At 72.6% G+C, this 12,275-nt stretch carries 9 protein-coding genes; 1 reads left to right on the forward strand and 8 read right to left on the reverse strand.

The genetic code is table 11. The features are described from left to right. Window positions 1-95 precede the first annotated feature (95 nt). Entirely contained in the window at window positions 96-2,354 is a 2,259-nt protein-coding gene (locus FGE12_RS17390) for a M4 family metallopeptidase (protein WP_228530869.1), read from the forward strand. Between the two features lie 81 nt (window positions 2,355-2,435). Here the strand turns inward: FGE12_RS17390 and tsaE are convergent, their stop codons facing one another. From tsaE to tilS, 8 genes are all read right to left on the reverse strand, one after another. Then, on the reverse strand, window positions 2,436-2,927 hold the full coding sequence (tsaE, locus tag FGE12_RS17395; RefSeq protein ID WP_153867588.1) for a tRNA (adenosine(37)-N6)-threonylcarbamoyltransferase complex ATPase subunit type 1 TsaE: 492 nt from the start codon (window positions 2,925-2,927) through the stop codon (window positions 2,436-2,438). Then, window positions 2,924-4,453, reverse strand: a complete 1,530-nt coding sequence (locus FGE12_RS17400) for an NAD(P)H-hydrate dehydratase (protein ID WP_153867589.1) — start codon at window positions 4,451-4,453, stop codon at window positions 2,924-2,926. The genes tsaE and FGE12_RS17400 overlap by 4 nt, the downstream gene beginning before the upstream one ends. A 3-nt stretch (window positions 4,454-4,456) precedes the next feature. Continuing rightward, on the reverse strand, window positions 4,457-4,843 hold the full coding sequence (locus FGE12_RS17405) for a holo-ACP synthase (protein ID WP_153867590.1): 387 nt from the start codon (window positions 4,841-4,843) through the stop codon (window positions 4,457-4,459). A gap of 4 nt (window positions 4,844-4,847) precedes the next feature. Then, window positions 4,848-5,573 carry a pyridoxine 5'-phosphate synthase gene (locus tag FGE12_RS17410; protein ID WP_153867591.1) on the reverse strand — a complete coding sequence of 242 codons (726 nt, stop codon included), beginning with the start codon at window positions 5,571-5,573 and terminating at the stop codon, window positions 4,848-4,850. A gap of 88 nt (window positions 5,574-5,661) precedes the next feature. Beyond that, window positions 5,662-7,056, reverse strand: coding sequence for a phosphoglucosamine mutase (gene glmM / locus FGE12_RS17415; RefSeq protein ID WP_153867592.1), 1,395 nt, complete (start codon window positions 7,054-7,056; stop codon window positions 5,662-5,664). 148 nt (window positions 7,057-7,204) lie between these two features. Further along, a complete protein-coding gene (gene folP / locus FGE12_RS17420; protein WP_153867593.1) occupies window positions 7,205-8,476 on the reverse strand; it encodes a dihydropteroate synthase in 1,272 nt (423 codons plus the stop codon). A 90-nt stretch (window positions 8,477-8,566) separates the two neighbouring features. Beyond that, window positions 8,567-10,489: an ATP-dependent zinc metalloprotease FtsH gene (gene ftsH / locus FGE12_RS17425; RefSeq protein ID WP_194797976.1), complete on the reverse strand. Its 1,923-nt coding sequence runs from the start codon at window positions 10,487-10,489 to the stop codon at window positions 8,567-8,569. A gap of 179 nt (window positions 10,490-10,668) precedes the next feature. Beyond that, window positions 10,669-12,039: a tRNA lysidine(34) synthetase TilS gene (tilS, locus tag FGE12_RS17430; RefSeq protein WP_228530870.1), complete on the reverse strand. Its 1,371-nt coding sequence runs from the start codon at window positions 12,037-12,039 to the stop codon at window positions 10,669-10,671. Between the last annotated feature and the right edge of the window lie 236 nt (window positions 12,040-12,275).

Below are 12,275 nucleotides of genomic sequence, written 5' to 3' on the forward strand. Positions count from 1 at the left end.
TGACCTCAACCGGCTGGAATCAGGTCCCCGCAGCGCTGGCACAGCAGGTGCTCATGCGCGGGCCGCAGTTCCACACTCTGGAGGGGGTTACCCGCTTGAGAAACCTGCGTAGCAGCATCCTGGCTGGAGCAGTACTGGCGCTCACCGCGTGCGGTGACAACTCGATTCAGGTCAACGACAACGACGCGGTGGTGAAGGAGGACGTCGGCAGCGCCGAGGTCCAGTCCGCGCTGAGCGCGCTGCCCTCCGCCCAGGTGGTGGACGTGGGCGTGCGCGGGGTCCCCACCTTCCTGCGCGGCGACCTCGGCCAGGCAGACCAGACGATCGCGAGCTTCGGGCAGTCCAACGCGCCTGCGCGCGTGGGCACCTCGCTGCAGCGCATCGCGCCGGTGTTCCGCCTGCGCGCCGAGGACCTGGTGGTTCGCGGCGTGCAGCAGGACGAGCTGGACTTCACCCACCTGCGCTACCAGCAGACCAAGAACGGCCTGCCGGTGGTGGGCGGTGAGCTCATCGTCCACGTGAACAAGGAGGGCACCATCTATGCGGTCAACGGCACCGCGCGCGACGGCGTGAGCCTCTCCGCCACCCCGCGCATCGCCGCCGAGGCGGCGAGCGTCGCGGCCACCCGCGCCTCGGACGAGGTGCAGGGCGCTGCCGCGAGCAGCGGCCGGCTCGTGTACTTCCTCAAGTCCGACACCGGCGCGATGTCGCTCGCGTACCAGGTGACCGTCACCGGCGCCCGCGCCGATGGCACCCCCGTGCGCGACCTCGTCTACGTGAGCGCGCAGGACGGCAGCCTCCTCGAGCGCCAGCCGCAGATCCACAGCGCGCTCAACCGCGTCGTGTACTCGGCGAACAACGGCAGCACCCTGCCGGGCACGCTGCGCCGCAGCGAGGGTGGGGCCACCACGGGTGATGCGACGATCGACCAGAACTACGATCACCTCGGCACCACCTACAACTGCTACAGCGCGAACTTCGGCCGCGACTCCATCAACGGCGCCGGCGCGCAGCTCAAGAGCTCGGTGCACTACAGCACCAACTACGTCAACGCCTACTGGGACGGCACCCAGATGGTGTACGGCGACGGCGACGGCGTGCAGTCCGGTCCGCTGGGCCGCGACCTGGACGTGACCGTGCACGAGCTCACCCACGCGGTGACCGAGAACGAGTCCAACCTCACCTACTCGGGCGAGTCCGGCGCGCTCAACGAGGGCATGAGCGACATCTTCGCCGCCTACTGCGAGAGCTGGACCCGCACCTGGGCGACCGACGCGGACGTCTTCAAGATCGGCGAGGACATCTGGACGCCGGGCACCGCGGGCGACGCGCTGCGCTACATGGCGAACCCCACCCAGGACGGCTCCTCGAAGGACTACTACCCCGAGCGCTACACGGGCACCTCCGACAACGGCGGCGTGCACTCGAACTCGGGCATCGCGAACCTCGCGTTCAAGCTGCTGTCCACGGGCGGCACGCACCCGCGCGCCAAGACCACCGTCAACGTGACGGGCATCGGTACGCAGAAGGCCGGCGCCATCTTCTACCGCGCCAACGCCAACTACATGACCGCGTCCACCAACTTCCAGGGCGCGCGCAACGCCACCGTGCAGGCGGCGACCGACCTCTACGGGAGCACCGTGGCGGCCTCCGTCACCCAGGCCTGGGACGCGGTGGGCGTGCCCGGCGGCACCACCCCGCCTCCTCCGACCGGCTCCACCGCGCTGAGCAACGGCGTGACCCTCACGGGCCAGAGCGCCGCGACTGGCGCGAACGTCTACTACACGCTGGCCGTCCCGGCGGGCGCCACCAACCTGAGCATCAAGATCAGCGGCGGCACGGGTGACGCGGACATGTACGTGCGCTTCGGCTCGCAGCCCACCACCACCACCTACGACTGCCGCCCGTACCTCACCGGCAACGCCGAGACCTGCACCTTCGCGGCGCCCAGCGCGGGCACCTACTACATCATGCTCAACGCCTACTCGGCCTTCTCCGGCGTGAGCATCGTGGGCTCGTACACCGCGGGCGGCGGCACCGACACCACGCCGGTGCTGACCAACGGCGTGCCCGTGTCGAACATCTCCGGCGCGACCGGCTCTTCGCAGTACTGGAAGATCTCGGTGCCGTCGGGCCGTCCCTCGCTCACCGTGAAGATCAGCGGTGGCACGGGCGACGCGGACCTCTACGTCCGCTCCGGCGCGAAGCCCACCACGACCACCTACAACTGCCGCCCGTACCTCACCGGCAACGCGGAGACCTGCACCATCAGCGCTCCGGCCGCCGGCGACTGGTACATCATGCTCAACGCGTACAGCGCGTACTCGGGCGTGACGCTGTCCGGCACCTACTAGCCCGGTCCGTGACCTGAAGTCCTGCGGCGCCCGGTGGCCCTCGTGGCCCCGGGCGCCGCTCGTTTTTCGCCGGCGACAACCTCAGCCCTGCGCGGGCAGCCACGCCTCGAGCAGCGCCACGGCGCGCGCGCCCACCGCGTCGGCCTGGAGGCTGCGCTCCTCCGGGTCCTCGCGGTCCGCGCTCAAGGTGAGGCGCAGGTGCTCGCGGGGCGCGGCCTCGGGCACGCGGTCCAGCCACTCCACCAGCACCGCGCCGTCCGCGCCCACCAGGTCGTGGAAGCCCGTGGCGTAGAGCTCGTCCGCGTCCGCGAGCCGGTAGAGGTCCGCGTGGTAGAGCGGCACGCGGCCCCGGTACGGATACACGATGGCGAAGGTGGGGCTCGCGACCTCGGAGCGGTCCACCTCCGCGCCCTCCGCCACTCCGCGCACGAAGTGCGTCTTGCCCGCGCCCAGGTCCCCCACCAGCCCCACGAAGTCGCCCGGCTGCAGCAGGCGCCCGAGCCGCACGCCGAGCGCGTGCGTCTGCTCGGGAGAGCCCGAGACGAGTGTGCGCGAGCGCGTGGGGAGCGTCATCGCTGCCACCCCACCCAGAGCTCGCACAGCCCCTCGAGCAGGTCGCGCGCGAGCAGCCCCGCCTGTCCCCGGCGTCGAGCCGCGAGGTCTCCCGCGGCCCCGTGCGCGTACACCGCGGCCCACGCGGCGACCGCGGGCTCGAGCCCCTGCGCGAGCAGCGCGCCGGTGAGGCCCGAGAGCACGTCCCCTGCCCCGCCGGTGGCCATGCCGGCGTTGCCGGTGGGGTTCACGTACACGCGCCCGTCCGCGAGCGCGGTGAGGGTGCGCGAGCCCTTGAGCACCAGGGTGACGCCGTGCGCGCGCGCGAAGTCCCGCGCCACCTGCACGCGCGCCGCCTGCACCTGCTTCGTGGGCTGCCCACACAGGCGCGCCATCTCGCCCGGGTGCGGGGTGAGCACCAGCGGCCCCTTCGCGCGCGCGAGCACGGAGAGATCCTCGGAGACGGCGTTGAGCGCGTCTGCATCCAGCAGCGCGGGCGCCTCCACGCGCGAGAGCAGCTCGCCGAGCAGCGCCGCGGTCCCGGGCCCGCGCGGTAAGCCCGGCCCCAGCACCAGCGCATCCTTGCCCTCGGCCGCCGCGAGCAGCGCGTCCAGGTGCTCGGGCCCCAGCGCCGCCCCCGCCGGCAGCGGCACGCCCATCAGCTCGGGCGCGTGCGCGAGCACCGCGTCCAGCGCGTCCGCCGGCGTGGCCACGGTGACGAGGCCCGCGCCCCCGCGCAGCGCCCCCTGGCCCGAGAGCGCGGCAGCCCCCGACTTGCCCCGGCTGCCCGCCACCACCAGCACGTGGCCGAAGGTGCCCTTGTGCGTGTCCGCCTCGCGCGCCGGGAAGGCCGCGAGCACGTCCGCGGCCTCCACCAGGTGCGCGCTCTCTCCGGCGAGGCGCTCGAGCACGCCCGCGGGCAGCCCGATGTCCGCGACCGAGAGCTCGCCGGAGCGCGCTGCCCCCGGCTGCAGCACCTGTCCCAGCTTCGCGGCGCCGAAGGCCACCGTGAGGTCCGCCTGCACGCAGGGCTCGAAGGCCTGGCCCGAGTCGCTGTGCAGCCCGCTGGGCAGGTCCGCGCTGACCACCTTCGCCCCGGCCTCGCGCTGGCGCTCGAGCCAGCGGATGGCCTCGGCGAAGGGGCCCTCCGGAGCGCGGCTCAAGCCCGTGCCCAGCAGCGCGTCCACCGCGACGTCCCCCTCGCGGAGCGGCGCGAGCGCCTCGAGCGCGAGCGCCTCGCCCCCGGCGCCCTCGAGCACCTCGAGGTTGCGCGCGGCCTCGGCGGAGAGCCGCGCGCGCTCCCCCACCAGCGCGAGCTCGGCGCGCACGCCGCCGGCGAGCAGCAGGCGCGCGGCCACCCACCCGTCGCCGCCGTTGTTGCCGGGACCGCAGAGCAGCGCCACGCGGCCGCCGGGGCGCAGCAGGCCGCGCACCGCCTCGGCGAGCGCGCGGCCGGCGCTCTCCATCAAGAGTGCACTGGAGACGCCGAGCGCCGCGGCGCGCCCCTCCGCCTCGCGCATCTGGGCCGCAGTGAGCACCGGCTTCATGGCTCAGCCCTCCCCGGGAAGCTGCTGCAACACCACCGTGGCCGCGGCGACGCCCGCGTCGTGCGTGAGCGAGAGCAGCGCGCCCAGGCGCCGCTCGGCCATCACCCGCGCGGCCACCCCCGTCAGCACGAAGCCCGGCGCTCCGCCTGCGCGCACGACCTCCATGTCCCGCCAGCGGATGCCGGGCGGAGCCCCGAGCGCCTTGACCAGGGCCTCCTTCGCGGCGAAGCGCGCGGCGTAGGCGCCCGCGGCGTCCGCGCGCGCGCTGCACAGGGCGCGCTCCGCGTCCGTGTAGACGCGCTCGAGGAAGCGCTCGGCGCGCGGACCCTCGAGGATCTTGCGCATGCGCTCGATGGAGCAGATGTCCAGGCCGAGGCCGACGACTGCCATGGGCTCACCCCGGGTGGTTCATCAGCTCGAGCATCTCGCGCACCGCGCGCTCGAAGCCCACCAGCACCGCGCGCGCCACGATGGCGTGGCCGATGTTCAGCTCGTCGATCTCGGCGATGCGCGCGATGGGGCGCACGTTGTCGTAGTTGAGCCCGTGGCCTGCCGCCACGCCCATCCCCAGCTTCGCCGCGCTCTTGGCCGCATCCACGATGCGGGCGAGCTCGCGGGCGCGCTCCTTCTCGTTGCGCGCCTCGCAGTAGCGCCCCGTGTGCAGCTCGATGCGGTCCGCGTTCACCTTGTGGCAGGCGCGCACCTGGTCGAGGTCCGGGTCCACGAAGAGCGAGACGGAGATCTCCCCGTCCTTGAGGTTCTTGATGATGCGGGCAATCGCATCGCGCTGGCCCGCCACCTCGAGCCCGCCCTCGGTGGTGAGCTCCTCGCGCCGCTCGGGCACCAGCGTCACCACGTCCGGCTTGTGCTCGTAGGCGATCTTCACCATCTCCGGGGTGGCCGCCATCTCGAGGTTGAGCAGCGTCTGCACCGTCTCGCGCAGCACGCGCAGATCGCGGTCCTGGATGTGGCGGCGGTCCTCGCGCAGGTGGATGGTGATCTGCCCCGCCCCGGCCAGCTCTGCCATGGCGGCCGCCGTCACCGGATCCGGATACGTGGTGCGGCGCGCCTGCCGCAGCGTCGCCACGTGGTCCACGTTGACACCCAGTCGCTGTCCCATACGCCCTGCTCTCCCTGTGAACGGAGCCCGGGCGAGGAGGGCCCGCGCCCGAGCCCCCTTCTATTGGGGCCCGGGGACGGGAAGTCAACTAGCGGTTGAGTGCAGAGGAGAGCGCGTCCGCGATCTCCTTCGCGTACGCCTCGTTGCGGGCCGCATCCAGGCCCTCGATCAGCACGCGCGCCTTGGGCTCGGTGCCGCTGAAGCGCACCAGCACGCGCCCGTCGCTGCCGAGCCGCTGCTCCACGGCGCGGATGCACTTCATGACCTCGGGCAGCTCGCCCAGCTCGCGGCGCTGCTTCACCACCACGTTGAGCAGCGTCTGCGGGACGGGCTCGAAGATGGAGGCGAGCTCGCTCAGGGGCTTGCCCTGGCGGCACATCACCGCGAGCAACTGCAGCGCGGCGAGCGTGCCGTCGCCCGTGGTGGCGTGGTCGAGGAAGAGCAGGTGCCCGCTCTGCTCGCCGCCGAGGTTGTAGCCGTTCTTGCGCATCTCCTCGACGACGTAGCGGTCGCCGACGCGGGTGCGCGCCACCTTGACGCCCCAGCGCGCCACCGCGCGCTCGAGGCCGATGTTGCTCATCACGGTGGCCACCAGCGTCTTCTTCTTCAGCTCCTTGCGCGCCACGAGCTCGCCCGTGCAGATGGCCATGATGGCGTCGCCGTCCACCACCTTGCCCTTCTCGTCCACGACGATGAGGCGGTCGGCGTCACCGTCCAGGGCGATGCCCACGTGCGCGCCGTGCTTCACCACCGCGCGCGCGAGGTTCTCCGGGTGCAGCGCGCCGCACTTGTGGTTGATGTTGCGGCCGTCCGGCTCCACGCCGAGCGTGATCACCTTGGCGCCCAGCTCGCGCAGCACCTCGGGCGCGGTCTTGTAGGCGGCGCCGTTGGCGCAGTCGACCACGATGGTCATCCCCTCGAGCGTGAGCTCGCGGGGGAACGCGGTCTTGAGGAAGACGATGTAGCGGCCGCGCGCGTCGTCGAGGCGCTCGGCGCGGCCGATCTTGGTCGCGGTGGGCCGGATGGCATCGATGGCGCCGCTCGAGATGAGCTCCTCGATCTTCGCCTCGGTCTCGTCCGGCAGCTTGAAGCCATCGCGCCAGAAGAACTTGATGCCGTTGTCCTGGTAGGGGTTGTGCGAGGCCGAGATGACGGCGCCCGCGTCCGCGCGCATGGACGTGGTGATGTTGGAGATGCCCGGCGTGGGCAGCGGGCCCACCAGCGCCACGTCCACGCCCATGGAGGTGATGCCGGCGGCGAGCGCCTGCTCGAGCATGTACCCGGAGAGCCGGGTGTCCTTGCCGATGATCACCTTGTGGCGGTGCGGGCCGTTGCGGATGAGGTGCGCCAGGGCACGCCCCAGCTGCATCGCGACCTCCGCCGTCATCGGGTAGACGTTCGCGACACCGCGCACGCCGTCCGTCCCGAAGAGCTTCTGCGAGGCCCGCTCTTCCTTCGCCGTAGCGTTCATCCTGTACGCCATATCCGAGGCTCTCCCTTTCGCCCAGCCGACTCGTGCGGCCGGCTCACCGCGCCCATACCCCCGGGTCAGGGCGAGGCCTTCTACCCCGCCCCCCGCTCGGCGACGAAGGTAGGAACACCCGCCCGGCCGGGCAACCGGGCGCCGAGCACTAGGGCGGCGGCGCCCGCTTCCCGACAGTCTCGTAGAGGGCGCCCCCCTCCTGCGCCTCGCGCAGGGCGTCCGCCACGGCGAGCGCGTCCCGGGCCTCGGCCACGTCGTGCACCCGCACGAAGTCCGCCCCGCCCCCGGCCGCCACGGCCGCCACCGAGCCCAGCGTCGCCGCGAGCCGCTCGTCTGCCCGCTTGCGCCCGGTGAGCGCCCCGAGGAAGCCCTTGCGGCTGGTGCCCACCAGCACGCCCCGCCCCAGCGCGCGCAGCTCGGGGAGCCGGCGCAGGAGGAAGAGGTTGTGGCCCACCGTCTTGCCGAAGCCGATGCCCGGGTCCACCAGGAGCTGGCCCGGAGCCACCCCCGCGTGCTCGGCCCGCGCGAGCGCGCGCTCGAGGAAGTCGAGCACCTCCTCCACCACGTCCTCGTAGCGGGGCTGCTGCTGCATGGTGGCCGGGGTGCCCTGGAGGTGCATCACGCACAGGGCGGCGCCGGCCTCGGCCACGGCCCGCGCGAGCGCGGGCGCGGGGGCCGGGTCCCAGGACAGCCCGCTGATGTCGTTGACCAGCACCGCGCCCGCGCGCAGCGCCTCGCGCGCGACCTGCGCCTTGGTGGTGTCCACCGAGAGCGGCACCTCGGTGCGCTCGCGCAGGGCCTGGAGGACGGGCACCACGCGCGCGCACTCCTCGTCCGCCGAGATGGGCTCGCTGCCGGGGCGCGTGGACTCGCCGCCCACGTCGAGCACGTGCGCGCCAGCCGCCGCGAGCGCGAGCCCGTGCGCCACCGCCGCCTCCGGCGCGAGGAAGCGCCCGCCGTCCGAGAAGCTGTCCGCCGTGACGTTCACCACGCCCATCACCCAGGTGCGCTCGCCCAGGGCGAAGTCGCGCGCGCCCAGGCGCAGCGGGGGCGGAGGCGAGAGCGCGTCCAGCGCCCGCTGCACCGCGGCCGCGAGCGCCTGCTGGCCGGGGGCCTCGCGCGCGGCGTCCACCAGGCGCAGCAGCTGCTCGCGCCGCCCGCTCAGCAGCGCCGTGCCGGGGCGGCGCTCCTGGTCTCCGGAGAGCGAGTCGGGAAACTCCTCGAAGCCGGGCGCGACGCTGCCCTCGCGCAGCGCCTTGAGGAAGCGGCCTTGCTCGCGCTCCAGGCCCGTGAGCAGCAGCTGCAGGTGGGGCAGCTTCTCCAGCAGGTACTCGCCGGCCGCGCGCGGGAGCCCCAGGCGCGCGAAGCCCAGCTGCAGCGTGGAGGGCGCATCGGCGCTGAGGATGCGGGCGCGGATCATGGGAGCCCCATACACGAAGAGGCCCTCCCCGACACAGTGGCGGGAAGGGCCTCCGGGAACTTCAGGCCTCGGAAGCGGGCCGGCCGGGCGTTACGCCTTGCCGGGCTCCATCTTGGGCAGGCCCTCGAGCGCGTCGAGGATCTTGCGCTTGTCCTTCTTCTCGGTGGGCTTCGTCGGAGGCGAGGGCGAGACGCGGGGGGGCGGACGCTCGCGGGTGAGCGAGCCGCCCTGCAGCAGGATGTTCACGTCCTCGGCGTCCAGGGTCTCGTACTCGACCAGGGCGTCGGAGACGCGCTTGAGCGCCTCGAGGTTCTCGGTGAGCAGGTTCTTGCCGCGCTCGTAGCAGCCCAGGACGATGGCGCGCACCTCGGCGTCCACCTGGCGGGCGGTGTCCTCGGAGTAGTCCTTGCTCGAGTTGAAGTCGCGGCCGAGGAACACCTCACCCTCGCTCTTGCCGAAGGCGAGGGGCCCCAGCTTCTCGCTCATGCCCCAGCGGCACACCATGGCGCGCGCGGTCTCGGTGGCGCGCTCGATGTCGTTGGAGGCGCCCGAGCTCATCTCGTTGTAGATGAGCTCCTCGGCGATGCGGCCGCCCATCATCATCGAGATCTGGTCGAGGATCTGCTTCTTGTAGCCGTTGACCTTGTCCTCGGTGGGCAGGCTCCAGGTGAGGCCCAGGGCCTGGCCGCGCGGGATGATGGTGACCTTGTGCAGCGGGTCGCAGCCCGGCAGCAGCTTGGCGATGAGCGCGTGGCCGGCCTCGTGGACGGCCGTGTTGCGCTTCTCCTTCTCGGTCATGATCATGGACTTGCGCTCGGGGCCCATGAACACCTTGTCCTTGGCGGCCTCGAAGTCGCTCAGGTCCACGCGCTCCTTGTTCTGGCGCGCGGCGAAGAGGGCGGCCTCGTTCACCAGGTTCTCCAGGTCCGCGCCGGTCATGCCGGGAGTGCCGCGGGCGATGACCTCGAGGTCCACGTCCGGGGCGAGCGGGGTGCGCTTGGTGTGCACCTTGATGATGCCCAGGCGGCCCTTGAGATCCGGGCGCGGCACGACGATGCGGCGGTCGAAGCGGCCGGGACGCTGCAGCGCGGGGTCCAGCACGTCCGGGCGGTTGGTGGCGGCGATGAGGATGACGCCGTCGTTGGACTCGAAGCCGTCCATCTCCACCAGCAGCTGGTTGAGCGTCTGCTCGCGCTCGTCGTGACCGCCGCCCAAGCCCGCGCCACGGTGGCGGCCCACGGCGTCGATCTCGTCGATGAAGATGATGCAGGGGGCGTTCTTCTTGCCCTGCTCGAAGAGGTCGCGCACGCGGGAGGCGCCCACGCCCACGAACATCTCGACGAAGTCGGAGCCCGAGATGGAGAAGAACGGGACGCCCGCCTCACCGGCCACGGCGCGCGCGAGCAGGGTCTTGCCGGTACCCGGCGAGCCCATCATCAGCACGCCCTTGGGGATGCGGCCGCCGAGCTTGGTGAACTTCTTGGGGTCCTTGAGGAAGGCGACGATCTCCTCGAGCTCCTCCTTGCACTCGTCCACGCCGGCCACGTCCGCGAAGGTGACCTTGTTGTGGCTCTCGCTCAGCAGCTTCGCCTTGCTCTTGCCGAAGGTCATGGCCTTGCCGCTGCCACCCTGCAGCTGGCGCATGAAGAAGATGAAGAAGACGAAGAGCAGCGCCACCGGCAGCCAGCCCGTGAGGGCGGTGACCCAGATGTTGCTCTCCTCCTGCTTCTCGTACTTCACCCCCACCTTCTTGTCCCGCAGCTGCGCGAGGATGTTCGCGTCCGCCTCGGGGCCGGTGGTGGTGAACTTCTTGCCGGTCTTCTCGTTGGTGCCCGAGTAGGTGTTGCCCTTGACGGACACGGCCTTCACGTCACCCGCGTTCACCTGGTCCAGCAGCTCGGTGAAGGTGGGCTGCTCGACCGGCTCGTTGCCCTGGGAGAAGAATTGGTAGAAGGCAACGAAGAGGACGATGAGGATTACCCACAGTCCGATGGTCTTGTAAGTCGAACGCACGTGTCAGCTGCCCTTTCGGTGCTCGGCGGGGACTGGGCCCGGCTGGAAAGCTCCAGCGTTTCCAAGCGTTTACCCCGACGCACGACCACTCGCCTGGCGTCGGAACGTATCAGCAACAGCAAAACGCCCTCAACTATTTTGGGGGCTTCGGTCTTCCCCACCCCCAGGCGTGGCGCCGTCTATAACGGGGCCCCCCTGGCCGCGCCCGGGGCCGCTGGGGGCGGAAGGGCCCACAGCAGCGCCGAAGGGGCGCCCGTGAAGGCGCGGGTGGGCGGCGACCATACACCGGGAATCCAGAGGACGCGGTCCTGGGCGTCGGCGATGACGGGGAGCTGATCGCGCAGCTCCGCCGGGACGCGCGCGTCCACCAGCAGGTCCTGCACCTTGCGCGAGCCGCCCGCGCGCTCGCCGCGGCCCACCCGCTCGCCGGGGCGGCGCGCGCGCACCGAGAGCGGCCACTGCACCGGCGCGCCCAGCGCGAGGTGCAGCGCGCGCGGGGGCGCCGCGCCCTCGCCCACGCGCCAGCCGCTGCCCGCGAGCTGCAGCGCCGCGCCGCGCGCGAGCAGCTGCGGGAGAAAGGGCTCGGGGTCGCCGGCGCGTACGCAGCGCACGCGGCCCCCCGCCGCGCGCAGCACGAGCCCGCGCGAGAGCGTGGCCTGGCCGCCGCGCGACACCGCCTCGAGCGCGCGCTCGAGCGCCGCGGCATCGAGCACCGCGCCGCTCTGGGCGAGCAGCCGCGCGAGGACGCGGCGGCGCAAGGGCAGCGCGAGCGCGCGCACGCCCACCGCATCGAGCGCGCCGTCCGCTCCGCGCAGCCGCGTCCACGCGCCCTCCGCGAGCTGCTCGAGCAGCGCCGCGTCCTCGGCGGCGAGCGCGCTGAAGCGCGCGAGCGCCGGGGCGACGTCGAAGCCCGCGGCGGCCTCGAGCGCCGGCAGCGCCGCGTGGCGCACGCGGGTGCGCAGGAAGCGCGGGTCCGCGTTCATCGGGTCCTCGTGGAAGGGCACGCCCTGCTCGGCGAGGAAGGCGCGCAGCTGCGCGCGGGTGAGCCCCAGCAGCGGACGCACGACGCGCCCGCGCGAGGGGAGGATGGCGCGCGCGCCCTGCAGGCTGCTGCCGCGCACCAGGCGCATCAGCAAGGTCTCCGCCTGCTCGGAGGCGGTGTGGCCGGTGGCGATGGCGTCCAGCGCGCGCTCGGCCCGCAGCCCCTCGAGCGCGGCGTAGCGGGCGGTGCGCGCGCGCGCCTCCAGTCCTGCCCCCAGGGCGCCCAGCGCGAGCGTGCGGGCGTGCGCAGGCAGCCCGAGGCGCTGCGCGAGCGCGAGCACGCCCTGCACCTCCGCCGAGGCCTCGGGGCGCAGGCCGTGGTCCAGCGTCGCCACCTCGAGGCGCAGTCCAAGCGGCTGGGCGAGCTGCGCCGTGCCCACGAGCAGCGCCACCGAGTCCGCGCCGCCCGACACGGCGAGCAGCAGCGAGCGGCCGAGCAGGCGCTCACGGCGGTACCCGCTCTCGAGCGCGCTCAGGACAAGTGCCGAAGGTGGGGAGGGGCGGGGCATGTGCGTGGCGGAATGCTGAGCAAGGTGGCGACGTTGCCCCCTCGACGATGCGTTGAACGCAGGGCGGCGGGTTCTTAACTTTGTCCTGTGTCAGCCATTGACGCTGGCAGGAATGAACCGGGGGGCGATGGTGTTCACCAACTGATTTTCAAAGGAGTTGGACCCAGGGGTCCCCCCCCTCCCCCTCTGGGTCCACGGGATCGCTGAGACACTTCTCGGCGGTCCTTCTTTCCGAG

Origin of the sequence: Aggregicoccus sp. 17bor-14 (assembly GCF_009659535.1) — a bacterium.
GTDB lineage: Bacteria > Myxococcota > Myxococcia > Myxococcales > Myxococcaceae > Aggregicoccus.